The following is a 16,435-nucleotide window of genomic DNA, read 5'->3' on the forward strand; positions in this document are numbered from 1 at the left end:
CTCTCACGAGACCTCCGCGAACGCCGCCGCGGCCGCCTCGACGGTGCGGGCGATGTGGTCGGGCGTGTGCGCCGTGGAGGGGAACCAGGCCTCGAACTGCGACGCGGGCGGATAGACCCCGCGCGCCAGCAGCGCGCGGCACCAGGCGCCGTAGGTTTCGAGGTCGCACGCGGCCGCGCTCGTGTAGTCCGTGGGCGGCTCGGCGGCGAAGAAGACGGTCACCAGGCCGGTGGTCGAGGTGACCGAGACCGGGCGGTCGCCGGCGGCCTCGCGCAGGCCCTGCGCGAGCGCGTGGGTCGTGTTGGCCAGCGACATGTAGGCCTGCTCGTCGAGCAGGTTGAGCGTCGCGCGCCCGGCCGCGACCGCGAGCGGGTTGCCGCTCAGCGTGCCCGCTTGGTAGACGTCGCCGGCCGGCGCGATCCGCTCCATCAGCGCCACGGAGCCGCCGAACGCCGCCGCCGGGAGCCCGCCGCCGATGATCTTGCCCATGATCGTCAGGTCCGGCAGCACGCCCGTGAGCTCCTGCGCGCCGCCGGGCGCCACGCGGAAGCCCGTGATCACCTCGTCGAAGACGAGCAGCGCGTCGTAGCCCGTGCACAGATCGCGCAGCAGCTCGAGGAAGCCGGGGGCGGGCGGGATCAGGCCCATGTTGGCCGGATAGGGCTCGACGAGCACGGCCGCGAACTCGTGCGCGGCGAACGCGGCGCGGACGGCCTCGGCGTCGTTCCAGGGCACGACGATCGTCGCCGCGGCGGCACCCTCGGTCACGCCAGGAGAGGCCGGGATGCCCTGCGTGGCGAGGCCGGAGCCGCCCGCGGCCAGCAGCCCGTCCACGTGGCCGTGGTAGGCGCCGGCGAACTTGAGCAGCTTCTCGCGCCCGGTCACGGCGCGCGCGAGCCGGATCGCGCTCATCGACGCCTCCGTGCCGGAGGACGTCATCCGCAGCATGTCCACGGACGGCATGCGCGCGCTCACCGCCTCCGCCAGCTCGACTTCGCCGGCGGTGGGAGCGCCGTAGGAGGTGCCGAGCGCCGCGGCGTCGGTCACCGCGGTCAGGATCTCCGGGTGCGCGTGCCCGTGGATCAGCGGTCCCCAGGAGCAGACGTAGTCGACGTAGACATTGCCGTCGACGTCCGTGAGCTCGGCGCCGGACGCGCGTTCCACGAAGATCGGATCGCGCCCGATCGCGCGCATCGCGCGCACGGGCGAGTTCACGCCGCCCGGGAGCACGTGCAGCGCCCGCCGGTAGAGCTCGGCCGAGCGCGTGTCCGACAGCGAGGAGGCGCTCATCCGCCGTGTTCGGCTTCCCAGCGCTTGAAGTCGTCCGTGAAATACAGCATCCGGACCTTCTTGAACTCGGTGCTCGAGTACAGCGTCGCGCGCTCGGAGATGCCGGTGTCCTCCGCGATCTTGTCCAGGATCGCGTCGCACTCGTCCTTCGAGCGGCCGTGGGCCATCGTGAAGACGGAGTACGGCCAGTCGGCGTAGGTGGGACGCTGGTAGCAGTGCGAGACGCCGCGGAAGGCGGCCATGCGGCGGCCCGTCTCGAGGATCTCGCCGTCCGGCACCGCCCACACGCCCATGCCGTTGGCGGAGAAGCCCGCGCGGCGGTGGAAGAGGATCGCGGCCACGCGGCGCAGCCCGCCGCGCTCCTGCAGCGACGCCAGCCTGGCCAGCACGTGATCCACGGGCAGCCCGAGCTTCTCGGCGGCCGGCGCGTAGGCGTCGCTGCGCACCGCCATCGGGCCCTGGGTGGCGCGGATGACCGCGACGTCGAGGTCGTTGAGCTCGATCGGGTCCAGCTCCATCGGCTCGACCGCCTCGCCGGCGGTCTTGAGCGCGTCGGTGCCGCCCTCCATCTCCAGGTCCATGCGGATCTTGAACAGCTTCAGCGTCGGCAGCTGGCGGATCGACTCGGCGCCCGTCTTGGCCGCCATCACGTCCAGCGTGCCGTCCAGACCCAGGCGGCTGTCGGGCTCGACCGCGAGCGTGAACCACAGGTTGAACTCGTGGTTGCGCAGGTAGTTGTGCGTGACGCCCGGGTGGGAGTTGATGAACTGCGCCGCGCGGTGCGGGTGCTCGGCGTCGACCTTCGCCGCGACCAGCATCGACTCGTAGCCGAGCGCGCGCGTGTCGAAGATCGGCGTGATCTCGCGGATGATCCGCTTGTCGAGCAGGTACTGGACGCGCTCGAGCACCTCGTCCTCGCCGATGCCCGCCTTCTCCGCGACGCCCGCGAACGGGTCGGGCCGCAGCTCGAACGAGCCCTGCATGAGGTTCAGGAGCTTCTTGTCGGTCTCGTCCAGCGGCACGGCCGAGCCGTCCTTGCGGGAGCGGACCTTGGACCGGGCTACGGGTTGAGCCACGTGGCGACGTCCTTCGCGTGGTAGGTGATGATGATGTCGGCACCGGCGCGGCGGATGCCGGTGAGCGCCTCGAGCACGGCCGCCCGCTCGTCGAGCAGACCCTGCGCGGCGGCCACCTTGACCATGGCGTACTCGCCGCTCACGTTGTACGCGGCCACCGGCATGTTCGTCTCATCTTTGACGCGCCGGATGATGTCCAGGTACGGCAGCGCGGGCTTGACCATGACGATGTCGGCGCCCTCTTGGACGTCGAGCTTGGCCTCGCGCACCGCTTCGAGCGCGTTGGCCGGATCCATCTGGTAGCCCTTGCGATCGCCCGACTGGGGCGTGGAGTCCGCGGCGACGCGGAACGGCCCGTAGAACGCGGAGGCGAACTTCGCGCTGTAGGCGATGATCGGCGTCTCGGACAGGCCGTGCTCATCGAGCGCGGCCCGCAGCGTGCCGACGCGCCCGTCCATCATGTCGCTGGGCGCGATCGCGTCCGCGCCGGCCGCGGCCTGCGAGACCGCCGTGCGGGCGAGCAGGTCGAGCGTGAGGTCGTTGTCGACGACGCCGTCGTCGCGCAGCACGCCGCAGTGGCCGTGCGACGTGTACTCGCACAGGCACAGGTCCGTGATGACCAAAAGGTCCGGGTGAGCGGCCTTGATCGCCCGCGTGGCGAGCTGGATCACGCCTTCGTCGTCGTAGGCGCCGGTGCCCTCGGGGTCCTTGCTGGCCGGCAGGCCGAACAGCAGCACGGCGGGGATGCCGAGCGCCTGGGCGATCCCGGCCTCCTCGACCACCCCGTCGATGCTGAGGTGGTCGATCCCCGGGAGCTCCGGGATGGGCGTGCGCTTGGGCCCGTTCGCCACGACGAACATCGGGTACACGAGCTGGGAGACGCGCAGCTCGGTCTCGCGCACGAGGTCGCGCAGGACGCTCGTCTGCCTGAGGCGGCGCAGGCGGGTGGCGGGAAAAGCCATCAAGGTGAGGTTATCCCGGAGCCGTCGCCGAGGCCGCAGCCGCGCCCTCGCCGCCGAGCTCGGTGCCGCACGCCGGGCACTCCTCGGCGCCCAGGGCGATCGACGCACCACATTCCGGGCAGCGCTCCTTCGGCGGTGGCGGCTCGGCCGCCGGCAGGTCCCAGCGCTGGAACCGCGTGTGGCGGTGGAAGTAGACGACCGTCTCGCGCATGATCGCCGCCAGCGGGAGCGCGATGAACGCGCCGATGAAGCCCGCGATCTCGCCGCCCAGGAGCAACCCGAAGATGACGAGCAGGGGGTTGAGCTGCAGCGCCGAGCCGAACACGTTGGGCGCGACGACGTGCCCTTCGATCTGCTGCAGGCCGGTGAAGGCGATGATCAGCCAGACGGCGTCGAGCGGGTTGTCGCTGAGCGCCGCGATCAGCACGGGCGGGAACCCACCGATCGCCGGACCGATGTACGGGATCAGCTCCGCGATCCCGAACCAGACGCCGAACGCGATCGCGTACTCCTTGCCCTCGGGGAAGATCCCGAACGAGCCGAGCACCCACAGCATCAGACCCGCGCTCGTGCCCATGATCACGCAGAACAGGAACTGGCCGCGCACCCAGCCGAACAGCGCGCCCTGGACGCGCGTCGGGAAGTCGTCCTCGGGCGAGCCGTCGCCGGGCGGCACCACGGCGCGGGCGATCGCGCCGATGCGGTCGCCGTAGATGAGCATGTAGATCGCCAGGACGATGATCAGGATCAGCGCGATGCTCGCCTCGACCAGGCGCGTGACCGCGTCGCGCGTGAAGCCGACGACCTCACCCGCGCCGCCCGTGAGCCGCTCGCCGATCGTCTGCAGCGCGCTCTCGCCCTCCTGCTTGACCTGGATGTCGATCCCGCGCCGGTCCAGCCAGTCCTGCAGGTCGGCGAGCGACTCGTTGGCGTCGTCGACGTAGCCCGGGATCTCGCGCTGCAGCGACGTCGCCTGGCTGGAGACCGGGTCGGCGAGCACGAAGCCGAGCCCGACGGCCAGCGCGACGACGCTTCCCATCACGATCGCCACCGCCGGCCCGCGCGGGAGCCGGGCGCGCTGGACGAGCGTCACCAGCGGGTTCAGGAACAGCGCGATCAGGCCCGCGATGGTGAACAGCAGCAGGACGTGGCCGGCCTTCGAGAGCAGCAGGTAGGCGCCCGCGATGCTGACCGGGAGCAGCACGAGCTGGACCCAGCGCGGCACGAGCACCGGCTCCACCCGGGCAGGGGGCACTGGCGGGGGCGCGGACGTGGGCGGAGGCGGCGAACCCTCCTGCGACATGCCCCGACGATAGCTTCTGGGCATCACCAGCATGCTCTTCATCGGTGACGTCGTCGGCCGCGCCGGCCGACGCGTCCTGCGCGAGCTGCTCCCCGCCCTGCGCGAGGAGCTGGCGCCCGACTTCGTCGTCGTCAACGGCGAGAACGCCGCCCACGGGATCGGCATCACGCCCAAGGAGGCGGACGAGATCCTGCGGCTCGGCGCCGACGCCATCACGCTCGGCAACCACACCTACCGCCACCGCGAGATCTGGCCGTATCTCGAACAGGAGCGCCGGATCGTGCGCCCGTACAACTACCTGCCCACGCAGCCCGGGCGCGGGACGACGGTCGTCGAGGCCGGGGGCAAGACGCTCGGCGTCGTGAACCTGTCGGGCGCCGTCCACCTGCAGGCGGGCTCCCCGCCGCTGGTCGCCGTCGACGCTGCGCTCAAGGAGGTCGCGCGCGCCGACCTGATCCTCGTGGACATGCACGCCGAGGTCACGAGCGAGAAGGTCGCCCTCGGCTGGTACCTGGACGGCAAGGTCACCGCGGTGGTGGGCACGCACACGCACGTCCCGACCGCGGACGCCCGCGTGCTGCCGGGCGGGACCGCCTACATCACCGACGTCGGCATGACCGGCGCGCGCGGCGGCGTGATCGGCATGAAGAAGGAGCAGTCGATCGCGGTCATGCGCACGCACATGCCGATGCGCTACGAGCCGAGCGAGGTCGACCCCTGGCTGATGGGCGTCTACATCGAAGCCGAGGGGCGGCGCGCGACCCGCATCACGCAGATTCTCCGCAGCGGTAGTTGACGCCTGAGCGCTCGATCTGCGAGCGTCGCAGGGACACCCGACGGAGGAGGACCCGATGCAGGTGCTGCGCCGCTCCATGGTGGGAACCGTCGTCGCGCTCGGCGTGACCGCGGGGATTGCATATGCCGCGATTCCGAGCGGGGACGGGACGATCCACGCGTGCATGCTCAAGGAGGTCGGCACGATCCGCCTGATCGACCCCGGCAAGTCCGGGTTGCAGGGCAAGTGCTCCGGGCTCGAGACGAAGCTGACCTGGAACCAGAAGGGGCAGCCCGGCCCGGCCGGCCCGCAGGGCGAGCCCGGGCCGCGGGGCGAGACGGGTGCCGCCGGGCCGCAGGGCGCCACGGGCCCTGCCGGGCCGCAGGGCGAGCCCGGGCCTCAGGGAGCGGCCGGGGCGACGGGCGCGACCGGGCCGCAGGGCGCCACGGGGCCGACCGGGCCGCGGGGTGAGACCGGCGCCCCCGGACCGCAGGGTCCCGCCGGCGTCAGCGGCCACCAGATCGTCTCGGCCGAGACCGACGTCGTGGCCGGCGGCGGGGTGACCGGTGTCCTCTACTGCCCGGAGGGCAAGAAGCCGACGGGCGGCGGCTGGCTCGTGGAGCCGGCCAACGCCGACGTGTCGATCTTCAGCAGCGGACCGTCCCAGGACGGCCGTGCGTGGACCGGCGGGGTGTTCAATCGGTCGGGCGTGAGCGCGCACATCCGCCTGTCGGTGATCTGCATGACCGCGACCGAGGGCGAGCAGGCCCTCACCCGCCGCGCGGGCGGACCGGTCTTCGCGCCGCTGGACTAGAGGCCGAAGTGGGACAGGACCATCGGGGTGATGTCCCGCAGCGCCCACTGCTCCTTGGACGCCTTCTCCGGCCCGGTGCCCGCCCAGATCAGGGCGGCGTTGGAGTCGTTGGCGTGCAGGGAGCCGTGGGAGCCGCCGCCGACGTGGTGGGCGCCGCCCCAGTCCAGGAACTCGTAGCCGGGGCGCGCGGAGGCGAGCACCTCGCCCGAGGTCGGGCAGCGCAGCGCGCTCCACACGCGGCCCAGCGCGTCCGGGTAGGTCGCGGAGCGGATCTGGTCGTCCTCGATCTTGAGGCCGAGCAGATCGAGGTCGCCCTCGACGCTCCAGCGGGCGCCGCGCGCGTCGACCAGGTCCCCGCGCGGCGCGAACCGGACCTCCTTGACGCCGCGGGCACGCTCGCCGCGCACGATCGCCTCGCCGTCCGGGTGGTCGCCCATCCGCATCACGAGGTCCACGCCCTCGAGCGCGAGCAGCGTGCGCTCGATGCGCGGGATCAGCTTGCGGCGGTTGTCGCGGTCGAGCACGTACACCTGCGCGGCGCGGGAGTTCGGGCAGACGGCGATCTCGTCGTCCTCGCGCGTGCGCTGGGCGGCGCGTAGGCCGAAGCCGTCGAACGCGCGGAAGAGGTCGATCTCGCCCTCCACCTTCGACTGCGAGTGGTCGCTGCAGACGATCACGGCGTGGTCCTCGAGGAACGCGTCGATGCCGCCGGCGGGCTCCATCATGCGCGCGATCTGCTTGTCGGCCGCCGCGATCGAGTCCACCTGGGCGAACGGGCCGTACTTGTGCGAGTGCGTGTCGTTGTCGGGCAGCGACAGCAGCAGGAAGTCGAACAGGTCCTTCTCCACCAGCACCTCGGCGACGCAGCCCGAGTGCTGGTCGCGCACGCCCGGCAGGCCGAGCTGCGAGCGGCACGGCGTCTTCTGCGACGCGAACATGTCGGCGTAGAAGAGCTCCTTCGGCCCCCACGTCGGCAGGCCGAACGCCGTGTGCGCCAGGCGCGAGAGCGCCGTGCTGACCGACGGCTCGTGCCGGTGGCGGCCGCGGTACATCAGGTACGTCGTGCCCGCGGTCCGGATCTCTTTGTCGTCGAGCGTCTCGAACACCGTCTGCACGTCCCGCGACAGGTGCTCGAGGTTCATGTTGTAGATCGTGTCCGTCAGCGACTGGCGGATGCCGAACGCCCGGCTGGCGCCGAAGCTCGTCCCGTACTCGACGTAGCGCTCCTCGCCCCGGTGCCACCAGTTCATCGCGGGGATCTCGTGCTCGGCGGGCCCCGTCCCGGTGGCGATCGACGCCGCGCACACGGGCGTGACCGACGGGAACGCCGCGACGCACTCGTCCGTGTACTGCCCCTGCTCGATCAGCCGCGCGAGCGTCGGCGCGCGGCCCGTGGCGACCGCCCGCTCGAGCATCGCGGGCTTCATCGCGTCGATGACCGCGAGGACCAACTTCTTAGGCATGGCTCACCCCATCCGGGAGAATCGCCCTCTGGGCGATTGCTCCCAGCGAAACGAGCCCGAAGGGCGAGGCTTCGCGCATCTACCTGAGGATCCGCAGGCCCGCGTACTTCTCGCCCTGCCGGCGGCGGCCGCCCAGCATCAGCCACGCGAGGCCGATGAGGATCAGGACCGCGAGCGGCGGGAAGAGGATCGAGAGGCCGGCGGCGAGCAGCGCGGCGCCTTCGGCGTAGACGGGCAGCGCGCCCTGGGCCTCGGCGTCGAGGCGGGCGCGCACGCGGCCGAACAGCGAGCGCGCGGCGGCGAAGCCGAGCGCGGCGGCGGCCGCGCCGACGGGGATGCCGGGCCACCAGTCGGCCGAGATGTCGTCCACCGACCCGGCCGCCTCGAGCGCCCCGAGGGCGAGCGCGAGCACCAGCAGCACGATCACCAACGGGTCACGTCCGCTCGTGTCGCCCCCGCGCCGGCGGTCGAGCACGCCGAAGACGGCGACCAGGACGAGGATGGCCAGCAGGAATCCGGGCTGCTCCAGGAAAGAGAAGCTCGTGCCCTCGAAGTCGAGTCCGAGGTCGGCGGCGGCGAGCGCTCCCGTGAGGAGCACCGGCAGGAAAGGTCGGATCCCGATCGCCGCGGCGATGCCGAGACCCTGCAGGAGAGCAAGGAGATAGTCCATGGGCGCGCTAGCGTTCGGTAGCGGGCGATGACGATAGACGAGACACCCTCCGGCCGGCCTCCCTCCAGCGCTCACGAGATCGAGCGGTACGGGGGCCTGTTCGCGAAGCGCACGCGCGGGATGACGTCGTCGGCGATGCGGGACATGATGGCCGTGACCGCCCGCCCGGAAGTGATCTCCTTGGCAACGGGCCTGCCGGACACGACGACGTTCCCGGCCGAGGACTTCGCGTGGCTGATGAGCCGGGTGGCCGTCGACTCCAGCGCCGCCGCGCTCCAGTACGGGCCGACGGACGGGCTCGACGACGTCCGCCGCTGCATCGTCGAGGTGATGGCCGCCGAGGGCACCGAGGTCGAGATCGACGACCTGATGGTGACCACGGGCGGCCAGCAGGTGATCGACCTCGTGTGCCGCGCGTTCCTGGATCCCGGCGACGTCGTGGTCGCCGAGGCGCCCACGTATCCCGGCGCCGTGCCGTGCTTCAACTCGTTCCAGGCCCAGGTCGCGCAGATCGAGATGGACGAGCACGGCATGCGGATCGACGTGCTGGAGGAGACGCTCGCGCGCCTCAAGCGCGAAGGCCGCACGCCGAAGTTCATCTACACGATCCCGAACTTCCAGAACCCGGGCGGCGTGACCATGTCCGAGGAGCGCCGGCGCGCGCTGGTGCGGATCGCGGCCGAGCAGGAGCTCGTGATCCTCGAGGACAACCCGTACGGCCTGCTGCGCTACGAGGGCGACCCGCTGCCGACGCTGTACTCGCTCGACGGCGGCCGCTACGTCATCTACCTGGGCACGTTCTCGAAGATCCTCTCGGCCGGGCTGCGGTTGGGCTGGGCGGCCGCGCCGAAGCCGATTCTCGAGCGGCTGAACCTCGGCAAGCAGGCGGCGGACCTGTGCTCGTCGCCGCTGAACCAGTACTTCGTCAGCGCCTACTTTCAGCACCGCGACTGGCGCACCTACCTCAAGCAGCTGCGCTCGATCTACCGGCGCCGGCGCGACGTGATGTTCGCCGCGATGGAGGAGTTCTTCCCGGCCGAGACCACCTGGACGGAGCCGCAGGGCGGCCTGTTCCTGTGGGCGAAGCTGCCCGACTACATCGACACCACCGACCTGCTGGCGCGGGCGCTGCGGGAGAACGTGGCGTTCGTGCCCGGGCGCGCCGCCTATCTGGACGGCCGCGGCGGGTCCGAGATGCGGCTGAACTTCTCCGGCGTCAACGAGGAGGAGATCCGCGAGGGCATCCGCCGGATCGGCAAGGTCATCGCCGAGCAGGTCGCGCTCTATGGCACGCTGACCGGGATGGAGCCGGCGCCCAAACGCGGCACCGCCGACGTCGTCGAGTTCCGCCGCCGGGAAGCCTCGTGAAGGTCGCGGTGCTCAAGGGCGGTGCTTCGCTGGAGCGGACCGTCTCGCTGCGCTCGGGCGCCCGCGTCGAGGACGCGCTCGCGCGGCTCGGCCACGACGTGCTGGCCATCGACGTCGGCCCGGATCTCGTGGACCGCCTGCAGGCCGAGCGCCCAGACGTCGCGTTCGTCGCGCTGCACGGCCGCGGCGGCGAGGACGGGACCGTCCAGGAGCTGCTCGAGCTCGTCGGCGTGCCCTACACGGCCTCGCGGCCCGGCGCCTGCATCCGCTGCATGGACAAGGTCGTCGCCAAGCACCTGCTGCGCGACGCCGGCATCCCCACGCCCGACTTCTACGCGTTCTCGCAGGCCGCGTTCCGGGAGCTCGGCGCTGCGAAGGCGCTGCCGGCGATCGAGGAGCGGCTCGACTTCCCGATCGTCGTCAAGCCCGCCGGCCAGGGCTCCGCGCTCGGGATCAAGTTCGCGCGCACGGCGGCGGACGTCCCGAACGCGCTCGTCTCGGCCTTCTCCTACGACTCCAAGGTCCTGCTCGAGCGCTACGTGCCGGGGCGCGACCTCGCCGTCTCGGTGATCGAGTCCGTCGCAGGGCCGCAGGCGCTGCCCGTGGTGGAGGCGATCCCGGTCGAGGAGGACTTCTACGACTTCGAGGCGCGCTACGAGATCGGCCGCACGCGCTTCGTCTGCCCCGCCGACCTGCCGGCGGCGGTGACGGCCCGCGCGCAGGAGCTCGCGGTCGCCACCTGGAACACGCTCGGCTGCTCGGGCTTCGCGCGCGTGGACCTGATGGCGGACGGGGACGAGCTGACCGTGCTGGAGGCCAACGCGATCCCGGGCCTCACGGACACGTCGCTGCTGCCGCTGGCCGCCGAGGCGGCCGGGATCGGCTTCGACGACTTCGTCGCGCGCGTGCTGGAGCTGGCCGTCCAGCGCGCCCCTACGTCCTTGTAGATAGACGAAGCCACCGCGCGGTGGATGGCAGCGCCGGGGCGCCGGTTTACGGTCGCTGGTCTCATGCTGCGACTGCTCTCGCTCTTCATCCTCGGCTCGCTCGTGATGGCCGCGCCGGCCCACGGCGCCGCTTCACGCTGCCCCAAGGGCACGGACGCCATCGGACCGAAGCACAAGCCGCGTGCGTGCGTGCCCAGGTCCCTGCCGGCCGAGAGCCCGACCGCCTTAAAGGGGCTCGTCAAGGGCAAGCCGAATCGTCGTCTGGAGGCGCTGGCCATGCGGATGCTCGGCGCGCGGGCGGCGCAGGCGGGTCCCGAGCTCCCGCCCGGCGTCAAGCTCATCGAGAGCGACGGCGCGGTCGAGCTGCGCAACCAGGCGGGCGACGGCGTCACGATGGGCTCGAAGAGGGCCAATCAGGCGCCGGGCTGCCCGAAGGCCAACGGCGACGTCCCCGCCAAGTACGACGAGACGATGACCTTCGGCTTCGCCGACGCGAAGCAGGGCAAGCGCACCTGGACGCTGATCACGATGCGCTACGAAGGGCCGTGGAGCGGGCACGTCGGGGTCGACGCCAAGGCGCACACGTTCGATCTCACCCCGCTGCGGGGCGAGATCTCGATCAAGTCCGGCGTCGAGATCGCGGCGACGGGCAAGGTGCTCAAGCGCAACCCGACGCGCACGTATCGCACCGCGCTGACCAGGTCGGCGATCCCGGTCGGCGTGGACCCCGTCTCGCTGCTGCGCGAGTTCACCGTGCGCGGCCCCAAAGGGTCGCGCGGCGACGACACGGACCGCGAGGTCGCCGGAAAGCTGCTCGGCTTCGCCGTGTGGGCGCTGAGCGACATCAAGACCGCGCTCAAGGAGGGCGACGTCCGCTGGCACGATCAGTACGCCTGCGCGCAGCGCGACTACACGGCCTCGCCGGAGAAGGTGGTCAAGGGCGGGCGCGCCGACTGGAGCGTGCGCGCGCTGGCCGAGGACGGCACGCCGGTCACCGACGCGCGCTGGGGGATGTCGAGCGGGTGCGGCGCGATCAGCGCCGAGAGCGCGAGCGGGCCGACCGTGCAGGTCGGCGTCGTCGACCAGGCGGGCGAGTGGATCCACGGGACGCCGGGCGCCTGCGCCGTGATCGGCGCGACGACGCCGGCGGGCCGCATTCCGCCGATCTTCTCGACCATCCCGCCGGTCGAGCCGAAGCGTTACCGCTACGACATCAAGATCGACTACCGCAAGTCGATGGGCCCGGGCATCGCGGAGACGCTCGCGACCGGCACGGGCACGTTCACGACCGGGCCGGGCGAGGGCTCCACGCCCGGGACCGGCACCTTCTCCGGCTCGGAGTGGGACGGAACCGCGGTGAACTCCTGTGGCAAGGACATGCTGCGCACGCGGACGTTCACGTCGATCGTCGCCGTGGGCGGCGAGATCCAGGGCGACCAGGTGGTGATCGGCTTCACCGCGGTCGAGCGGGCCTTCGACGCCGCCTGGATCGAGACCTTCCCGGTGACCGGCGGCGAGCGGACGATCGAGTCGCGCGCGCCGTTCTGCGGCACGCCGAATCTGGCGCTGCGGACCGCGAAGATCTCCGTGAAGGCGACGCCCGTGTCGGGCTAGGTGTCGCCGCCCGCGAAGTCCTCGGGCGTCACGCGGTCCAGGAACTCCTTGAACTTGTCGACGACCTCTTCGGTGTCCTCGACCTCGTGCTCGAACTCGATCGCGGACTCCGCGATCACGTCCTCGGCCGCGAAGATCGGGGCGCCGGAGCGGACGGCGAGGGCCAGCGCGTCGCTGGGCCGGGAGTCGATCTCGACCTCGCGTCCGTTCACTGACAAGGTGATCGACGCGTAGAAGGTGTTCTCACGCAGTTCGGTGACCGAGACGCGCGTGCACGCGACCTCGAGCTCGCCGAGCATGTCGAACAACAGGTCGTGCGTCATCGGCCGCGGCGTCGACGCCCCCTGCAGCTTCATCAGAATCGCCGCCGCCTCCGGATGTCCGATCCAGATCGGGAGGAACTTATTCGTGTCGACGGCTTTCAGGAGCACGATCGGCTGCTTGCCGACCATGTCGAAGCTCACGCCGTAGATCACCATCTCCTGCACTCGGCTGAGTCTACCCCGCAGGCTTACCGGCCGACGAAGACGTACTCGGTGGCCACGCGTCGCTCCGCGGTCCGGTGCGTCCCGAACGCGTACCGGTGCGCGATCTCGTGGCGGGTCACGGTCCGGCGGTGGCGGCGCAGCAGCGCCTCGAGCTCGTCGGCGGGCAGCGCGGCGTTGGAGCCGTAGGAGACGACGAGCGACTCCGCCGAGCGGAAGTGGTCGAACAGGCGGTCGAGCGCGAGCGGCGCCGTGCGCTTGGACCCGAACGGCGTGGGCCGCTTGACCAGCTTGCGCGTGCGGGTCTCCCACATGATCTCCTGGCCGCGCCAGTACGTGGCCAGCCCTTCGAGGAAGTGGTAGCGCTTGACGTAGCACGTGTCGTCGCGGGGCGGCGCGTAGGGCGGGTCCAGGTAGGCGATCGCGGCCGGCTCGTCCAGATCGAAGACGTCGCCGCAGCGGGCGCGCGCCGCGCCCGGGATCACCGCGGCGTTGCAGCGCGCCACCGCCTCGCGGAACAGCTGCTCGAGGCTCATCCGCAGCTGGCGGCGGCCGTCGTCGTAGCGCGGGGTGGTGACGGTGAACACGCCGCGCGGCTGCTTCTGGGCGGCGGCGAGGCAGAGCGCGCTGAGCGCCAGCGCCCGCTTGGCCCCGTCCAGCTCGTCCACGTGCGACCAGGCGGCGTCCAGGAACGCGTGATCCTCGCGCGGGAAGTACAGCCCGTCGAACGTGCGCGCGATGAAGTCCCGCCCGTCCCGGCTCGGGGAACAGATCCGCTCGACGTCCTCGGCGCTGAGCCGCTCGCCCTCGTTGGCCACCAGCGCCTCGGCCAGCGTGGAGGTGAACGTGAGGTGGTCGTTGGCCAGCACCTCGCGCCCGCCGGCCTTCAGCGTGTACGCGACCACGCCACTGCCGCTGAAGGCGTCGATCGCCGCACCGGGCGGAAGCGTCGCGAACAGCTCGGCCAGGCGCGGCGCCAGCCGGTACTTGGAGCCCATGAAGCGGATCCGTGGGTACGCGCGCACGAGTAAGAGCTTCCTTAGCCGTGCGCCGTAGCGTTCCTGCCCTTGACGGCACTTCGGCGACGCATCTTCGGCGGTGCCCGTACGCGCATCCTCGCCGCGTTCGTCGTCCTGATGTCCTTCTCGACCGTCGTGTCGGTGGTCGCGATCTACGAGGTGCTGGTCGTGCGCTCCGACGACCGCCTGGACGCGGCGCTGCAGCAGGAGGTGGAGGAGTTCCGGTCGCTGGCCTCGGGCGTGAACCCAGAGACGGGCGACCCGTTCGGCGCGAACCTGCGGGCGATCTTCGACCTGTTCAAGCAGCGCAACGTCCCGGGGCCGGGCGAGACGATCGTGATGTTCTACGAGGGGCGCTACTACGACGAGCGCTCCAGCGTGGGCGGCGGCAAGCTCACGCTGGGGGGCGAGGCCGAGCGCTGGGCCCAGCTGCGCCGCCCCGAGAGCGGTGAGGTCGAGACGCCGACGGAGACCATCCGCTACCTCGCCGTGCCCGTCCAGGCCACGGGCGCGACCCCGCGCGGCGTGTTCGTGGTCGCGGCGTCCCTGAGCGCCGAGCGCGAGGACGTGTGGGAGGCCGTCCAGCTCGCGACGCTCGTGCTGATCACCGTGCTGCTGATCGCGTCCGCGCTCGCGTGGGTCGTCGCGGGCCGGCTGCTGGCGCCGCTGCGCACGCTCGACGACACGGCGCGCTCGATCACCGAGACCGACCTCACACGCCGCATCCCCGTCTCCGGCTCGGACGAGATCGCCGAGCTCTCGCGCACGTTCAACGCGATGGTCGACCGGCTGGAGGGCGCGTTCGCCTCCCAGCGCGCGTTCGTGAGCGACGCCTCGCACGAGCTGCGCACCCCGATCACGATCGTCCGCGGCCACCTCGAGCTGCTCGGCGATGACCCCGACGAGCGGCGCGAGACGGTCGCGCTGGTGACGGACGAGCTGGACCGCATGAGCCGCTTCGTCGACGACCTCTTGCTGCTGGCCAAGGCCGAGCGCAGCGACTTCCTGCGCGTGGACAAGGTCGAGCTCGGCGCGCTCACCGACGAGCTGCTCGACAAGGCCGCCGGGCTCGGCAAGCGCCGCTGGGCGCTCGAGGCGCGCGGCGAGGCCGTCCTGCACGCCGACCGCCAGCGCCTCACGCAGGCGGTGATGGGCCTGGCGCAGAACGCCGTCCAGCACACCCAGGACGGCGACGCGATCTGGATCGGCACGGGCGTCGACGGCGAGGAGGCGTCGCTGTGGGTGCGCGACAGCGGCCCGGGCGTCGCGCGCGAGGATCAGGACCGGATCTTCGACCGCTTCGCGCGCGCCGCCGGCAGCCGCCGTCGCTCCGAGGGCGCGGGGCTCGGGCTCGCGATCGTCCGCGCGATCGCCGACGCCCACGGCGGGCGCGCCACGCTCTCGAGCCAGCCCGGGGCCGGCTCGACCTTCACCGTCGTCGTTCCCCTCTCTGGACCGGAGGTCTCCCGTTGAGCCGCATCCTGATCGCCGAGGACGAGCCGCGCCTGTCGTCGTTCCTCGTGAAGGGCCTGAAGGCCGCGGGGTACACGACCACCGTGTGCGAGGACGGCGTGCGCGCCGCCGACCTCGCCCGCGCGTCCGACTTCGACCTCCTGATCCTGGACATCGGCCTGCCCGGCCAGGACGGATTCGCGGTGCTGCGCGCGCTGCAGGCCCGCCGCGAGCGGCTGCCCGTGCTCGTGCTGACGGCGCGCGACGAGGTCGAGGACATGGTCACCGGCCTCGACCTCGGCGCCGACGACTACGTCACCAAGCCGTTCGTGTTCGACGAGCTGCTGGCCCGCGTGCGGGCGCGGCTGCGCCAGGCGGGCGGCGGGGAGAGCTCGCCGTCGATGGTCTTGGCGGCCGGCGGGATCACGCTCGACGTGCGCACGCGCCGCGCCTCCGCCGACGAGGAGGAGGCCGAGCTCACGGCGAAGGAGTTCTCGCTGCTGGAGACGTTCCTGCGCCACCCCGGGCAGGTGCTCAGCCGCGAGCAGCTGCTCTCCCACGTGTGGGGCTACGACTTCGACCCGGGCTCCAACGTCGTCGACGTCTACGTCGGCTACCTGCGCCGCAAGCTCGGCTCCGAGCGCTTCGAGACCGTGCGCGGGATGGGCTACCGCCTGCGAACTTAAAGAGGGACAGTCCCTCTTTAGGTTCAGTCGTAGTCGATGCGCAGGAGGGCGAGCGTGTCGGGCAGCAGCTCGACCTCGTACTCCTGGCCGTGCGCGCGCAGCGTGACCTCCCACTTGTCCTGGCTGTCGGTGTCGCGACTCACGTCGACGAGCTCGCCGGGGACGACGGCGCGCGCCGCCTCGATCGCGGCGGCCGCGGCGGGCTCCGAGCGGTCCACCGCGACGTCGTCGTCCGTGCGCAAGAGCGCGAAGATCGCGATCAGTAGCGCCGCGGCCAGCAGCGCCATCAGCGCGTGCCTAGTCATCATCGTCGTCACCCTCGCCGGCGTCGTCGTCCACCTCGGGTGCGCCGCCGTCGTCGTCATCGTCGTCATCGTCGTCGCCGGTCGGCGCCGGGGGAGCGGCGGTCGGTGCGGGCGGCGGCGGAGCGGCCTGGGTGGGCGCCGGCGTGGCGGTGCGGCGGGGCCGCGGGCGCGGGGGAGCGGTGCGCTGCGGGCAAGTCGGAGGCCAA

At 71.9% G+C, this 16,435-nt stretch carries 17 protein-coding genes; 7 read left to right on the plus strand and 10 right to left on the minus strand.

From position 1 onward, the window contains the following. Positions 1-3 precede the first annotated feature (3 nt). The 4 genes from hemL to OJ962_RS01225 are packed head-to-tail and all read right to left on the minus strand — an operon-like array spanning position 4 to position 4,568. The gene (gene hemL, locus OJ962_RS01210) at positions 4-1,290 is read right to left on the minus strand and encodes a glutamate-1-semialdehyde 2,1-aminomutase (RefSeq protein WP_202954623.1); all 1,287 of its coding nucleotides are present in this window, start codon (positions 1,288-1,290) and stop codon (positions 4-6) included. Beyond that, positions 1,287-2,366 carry a siroheme decarboxylase subunit alpha gene (gene ahbA / locus OJ962_RS01215; protein ID WP_270006132.1) on the minus strand — a complete coding sequence of 360 codons (1,080 nt, stop codon included), beginning with the start codon at positions 2,364-2,366 and terminating at the stop codon, positions 1,287-1,289. The genes hemL and ahbA overlap by 4 nt, the downstream gene beginning before the upstream one ends. Then, positions 2,351-3,328, minus strand: coding sequence for a porphobilinogen synthase (gene hemB, locus OJ962_RS01220; protein WP_202954622.1), 978 nt, complete (start codon positions 3,326-3,328; stop codon positions 2,351-2,353). Before hemB ends, ahbA begins: the two co-directional genes overlap by 16 nt. Positions 3,329-3,338: 10 nt before the next feature. After that, positions 3,339-4,568: an AI-2E family transporter gene (locus OJ962_RS01225; RefSeq protein ID WP_270006133.1), complete on the minus strand. Its 1,230-nt coding sequence runs from the start codon at positions 4,566-4,568 to the stop codon at positions 3,339-3,341. Between the two features lie 94 nt (positions 4,569-4,662). Between OJ962_RS01225 and OJ962_RS01230 the strand changes: the two genes are divergently transcribed. Next, a complete protein-coding gene (locus OJ962_RS01230) occupies positions 4,663-5,427 on the plus strand; it encodes a TIGR00282 family metallophosphoesterase (RefSeq protein ID WP_202954620.1) in 765 nt (254 codons plus the stop codon). 55 nt (positions 5,428-5,482) lie between these two features. Next, positions 5,483-6,220: a collagen-like domain-containing protein gene (locus tag OJ962_RS01235; protein ID WP_202954619.1), complete on the plus strand. Its 738-nt coding sequence runs from the start codon at positions 5,483-5,485 to the stop codon at positions 6,218-6,220. On the opposite strand, the gene OJ962_RS01240 is transcribed toward OJ962_RS01235, so the two are convergent. Both OJ962_RS01240 and OJ962_RS01245 read right to left on the minus strand, forming a co-directional pair. Beyond that, complete coding sequence (locus OJ962_RS01240) at positions 6,217-7,683, minus strand: alkaline phosphatase family protein (RefSeq protein ID WP_202954618.1); 1,467 nt, start codon at positions 7,681-7,683, stop codon at positions 6,217-6,219. The two genes, OJ962_RS01235 and OJ962_RS01240, sit on opposite strands and share 4 nt — an antisense overlap. A 79-nt stretch (positions 7,684-7,762) precedes the next feature. Next, the gene (locus tag OJ962_RS01245; RefSeq protein ID WP_202954617.1) at positions 7,763-8,353 is read right to left on the minus strand and encodes a DUF4126 family protein; all 591 of its coding nucleotides are present in this window, start codon (positions 8,351-8,353) and stop codon (positions 7,763-7,765) included. Positions 8,354-8,380: 27 nt separating this feature from the next. Between OJ962_RS01245 and OJ962_RS01250 the strand changes: the two genes are divergently transcribed. From OJ962_RS01250 to OJ962_RS01260, 3 genes are all read left to right on the plus strand, one after another. Next, positions 8,381-9,721 (plus strand): aminotransferase-like domain-containing protein, encoded by a 1,341-nt coding sequence (locus OJ962_RS01250; RefSeq protein WP_202954616.1) that lies wholly within the window; start codon positions 8,381-8,383, stop codon positions 9,719-9,721. Continuing rightward, positions 9,718-10,668: a D-alanine--D-alanine ligase family protein gene (locus OJ962_RS01255; protein WP_202954615.1), complete on the plus strand. Its 951-nt coding sequence runs from the start codon at positions 9,718-9,720 to the stop codon at positions 10,666-10,668. Before OJ962_RS01250 ends, OJ962_RS01255 begins: the two co-directional genes overlap by 4 nt. Positions 10,669-10,731: 63 nt before the next feature. Beyond that, entirely contained in the window at positions 10,732-12,282 is a 1,551-nt protein-coding gene (locus OJ962_RS01260) for a hypothetical protein (protein ID WP_202954614.1), read from the plus strand. Here the strand turns inward: OJ962_RS01260 and OJ962_RS01265 are convergent. Together OJ962_RS01265 and OJ962_RS01270 are read right to left on the minus strand one after the other, a co-directional pair. Further along, positions 12,279-12,761: a bifunctional nuclease family protein gene (locus tag OJ962_RS01265; RefSeq protein WP_169542186.1), complete on the minus strand. Its 483-nt coding sequence runs from the start codon at positions 12,759-12,761 to the stop codon at positions 12,279-12,281. The genes OJ962_RS01260 and OJ962_RS01265 overlap by 4 nt on opposite strands. A gap of 32 nt (positions 12,762-12,793) precedes the next feature. Continuing rightward, the gene (locus OJ962_RS01270) at positions 12,794-13,792 is read right to left on the minus strand and encodes a DNA adenine methylase (protein ID WP_202954613.1); all 999 of its coding nucleotides are present in this window, start codon (positions 13,790-13,792) and stop codon (positions 12,794-12,796) included. 42 nt (positions 13,793-13,834) lie between these two features. Between OJ962_RS01270 and OJ962_RS01275 the strand changes: the two genes are divergently transcribed. Together OJ962_RS01275 and OJ962_RS01280 are read left to right on the plus strand one after the other, a co-directional pair. Further along, the gene (locus tag OJ962_RS01275) at positions 13,835-15,259 is read left to right on the plus strand and encodes a sensor histidine kinase (RefSeq protein ID WP_202954612.1); all 1,425 of its coding nucleotides are present in this window, start codon (positions 13,835-13,837) and stop codon (positions 15,257-15,259) included. Further along, the gene (locus OJ962_RS01280) at positions 15,256-15,924 is read left to right on the plus strand and encodes a response regulator transcription factor (RefSeq protein WP_202954611.1); all 669 of its coding nucleotides are present in this window, start codon (positions 15,256-15,258) and stop codon (positions 15,922-15,924) included. The genes OJ962_RS01275 and OJ962_RS01280 overlap by 4 nt, the downstream gene beginning before the upstream one ends. A 23-nt stretch (positions 15,925-15,947) precedes the next feature. On the opposite strand, the gene OJ962_RS01285 is transcribed toward OJ962_RS01280, so the two are convergent. Further along, complete coding sequence (locus tag OJ962_RS01285; RefSeq protein ID WP_202954610.1) at positions 15,948-16,232, minus strand: hypothetical protein; 285 nt, start codon at positions 16,230-16,232, stop codon at positions 15,948-15,950. Next, positions 16,222-16,435, minus strand: a 214-nt coding sequence (locus OJ962_RS01290; protein ID WP_270006134.1) for a hypothetical protein, incomplete at its 5' end; no start/stop codon positions are given. The genes OJ962_RS01290 and OJ962_RS01285, both read right to left, overlap by 11 nt.

It is taken from the genome of Solirubrobacter deserti, assembly GCF_027587175.1.
GTDB classification, from domain to species: Bacteria; Actinomycetota; Thermoleophilia; order Solirubrobacterales; family Solirubrobacteraceae; genus Solirubrobacter; species Solirubrobacter deserti.

Excerpts from the sequence above, each read along its gene's own strand:
- OJ962_RS01235 (WP_202954619.1), top strand. The coding sequence starts at position 5,483 with ATGCAGGTGCTGCGCCGCTCCATGGTGGGAACCGTCGTCGCGCTCGGC.
- hemL (WP_202954623.1), bottom strand. The coding sequence starts at position 1,290 with ATGAGCGCCTCCTCGCTGTCGGACACGCGCTCGGCCGAGCTCTACCGG.
- hemB (WP_202954622.1), bottom strand. The coding sequence starts at position 3,328 with ATGGCTTTTCCCGCCACCCGCCTGCGCCGCCTCAGGCAGACGAGCGTC.
- OJ962_RS01260 (WP_202954614.1), top strand. The coding sequence starts at position 10,732 with ATGCTGCGACTGCTCTCGCTCTTCATCCTCGGCTCGCTCGTGATGGCC.
- OJ962_RS01245 (WP_202954617.1), bottom strand. The coding sequence starts at position 8,353 with ATGGACTATCTCCTTGCTCTCCTGCAGGGTCTCGGCATCGCCGCGGCG.
- OJ962_RS01265 (WP_169542186.1), bottom strand. The coding sequence starts at position 12,761 with ATGGTGATCTACGGCGTGAGCTTCGACATGGTCGGCAAGCAGCCGATC.
- OJ962_RS01240 (WP_202954618.1), bottom strand. The coding sequence starts at position 7,683 with ATGCCTAAGAAGTTGGTCCTCGCGGTCATCGACGCGATGAAGCCCGCG.
- OJ962_RS01285 (WP_202954610.1), bottom strand. The coding sequence starts at position 16,232 with ATGATGACTAGGCACGCGCTGATGGCGCTGCTGGCCGCGGCGCTACTG.
- OJ962_RS01250 (WP_202954616.1), top strand. The coding sequence starts at position 8,381 with ATGACGATAGACGAGACACCCTCCGGCCGGCCTCCCTCCAGCGCTCAC.
- OJ962_RS01230 (WP_202954620.1), top strand. The coding sequence starts at position 4,663 with ATGCTCTTCATCGGTGACGTCGTCGGCCGCGCCGGCCGACGCGTCCTG.